2 protein-coding genes are annotated in these 1,591 nt (G+C 38.7%); both read left to right on the plus strand.

The features are described from left to right. The first annotated feature begins 29 nt into the window (after nucleotides 1-29). Nucleotides 30-242 (plus strand): hypothetical protein, encoded by a 213-nt coding sequence (locus J7R05_RS07065; protein WP_010704032.1) that lies wholly within the window; start codon nucleotides 30-32, stop codon nucleotides 240-242. A gap of 9 nt (nucleotides 243-251) precedes the next feature. Then, complete coding sequence (locus tag J7R05_RS07070; protein WP_208541751.1) at nucleotides 252-1,295, plus strand: tyrosine-type recombinase/integrase; 1,044 nt, start codon at nucleotides 252-254, stop codon at nucleotides 1,293-1,295. Nucleotides 1,296-1,591 lie beyond the last annotated feature (296 nt).

Below are 1,591 nucleotides of genomic sequence, written 5' to 3' on the forward strand. Positions count from 1 at the left end.
AAGTGCACTCAAAATTAAGGAAATTCAACATGGCTCATCGCCACCCTACTATAACACAGCCAGCCATTGCTCGGGCTTTACGAGAGGCTAAAAAGCAAGGTTGTGAGTTAATTGAAATCAAACCAACTGGTGAGCTCTTAATTTATCTTAAACCTGACATCACCGTACCAAATACAGCTACCCATCCAGACAGATTACTAGATCTCTCAAAGGATGATTTTGATTATGACATTGGTATGTAAGGTCCTGTCATGCCTAAACCGCGGCCTCCTCACCTTGTCAAAGAAATCACGCGCCATGGTAAAACTATATGGTATGTGCGTATTGGCCATGGTCAAAGGCGTAGAGTGCATGGAGTCTATGGTACACAAGAATTTGTCGACGATTATAAAGATGCTCTTTCTGAGTTACAAGGATACAAGCTCCCTAAATCTAAACCTGGTAAACTGGTTGAAGGTAGTTTCATATGGCTTCTAAAACAATATTTTAATAGCCTCACCTGGCATAACCTAGCTCATGCTACGAAAAGACAAAAAGAACTCATTTTAATGAAAGTATCAGATGCCATAGGAGATATTCCGTACAAAGCAATTAAAAAGTCGCATATTATAGCTGGTGTTGAAAGACGCAAGGAAACACCAGCAAATGCTCAGAATTTTCTAAAAGCAGTTAATGGGCTTTTTAAATGGGCAATTGAACAAGGGCTTTTGGAAGATAATCCTGCTGCAGGGGTTAAAAGACCATCTCTTAAAAACAAGGATGGTTTCCCTGCTTGGACAGAAGAAGATATCAATAAATATTATAAACAATGGCCTCTTGGTACACATGAACGTGTATGGCTTGATGTTCTTCTCTACACAGGCTTACGACGGGGAGATGTTGTACGCATCGGTTGGAAGGATGTTAAAGATAATATCATTCATTTAAAAACAGAAAAAAGCAAATTTCAGACAGATGTTTTTCTTCCCATTTTACCCGAATTAACGAAAACACTTGAAACGGGTCCTATTGGTGATGAAACATTCATTTGTGGGAAAGGGGGAAAAAAACTTACCAAAGAAGCTTTTGGTAACTTGTTTAGAGATGCTTGTAATGCAGCAGGAATAAAAAAATCAGCCCATGGTTTGAGAAAATTAGCCGCAACAAGAGCTGCCAATGCAGGGGCTACGGTTGCACAACTTAAGGCAATCTTTGGATGGACAGAAGACCGTATGGCATCTCTTTACACAAAGACTGCTGATCGCAAAAGATTGGCTCTGGAATCAATCGAAAAGCTTCAAAAAGGTACGGGATAGAATGCAAAAAAACTTAATAAAATCAATAAGCACAAATTCCCTTACCTTTGCAGTAACCTATTGATTTTATTGATTATAAGCGGGCCGCGTCTGGGCACCACTTACTTTTTTACCCATATAACCTATTGATTTTATTACTATTTTTTTAAGGTTAGGGATGAAAAAATCAGGTTAGGGAATAGGATTTTGCAATTTGTCTTTCCAAACTGCATTAAGATCATCCTGATTTCTTGTTAATAGGTTTCCATCCACAAGAACGTTTTCCGTTCTGGTTATGCTTTAAAATGTCTCGTGCT

Source organism: Bartonella capreoli, from assembly GCF_902813205.1.
GTDB lineage: Bacteria > Pseudomonadota > Alphaproteobacteria > Rhizobiales > Rhizobiaceae > Bartonella > Bartonella schoenbuchensis.

Coding starts and splice junctions, on each gene's coding strand:
- J7R05_RS07070 (WP_208541751.1), top strand. CDS start 252: ATGCCTAAACCGCGGCCTCCTCACCTTGTCAAAGAAATCACGCGCCAT.
- J7R05_RS07065 (WP_010704032.1), top strand. CDS start 30: ATGGCTCATCGCCACCCTACTATAACACAGCCAGCCATTGCTCGGGCT.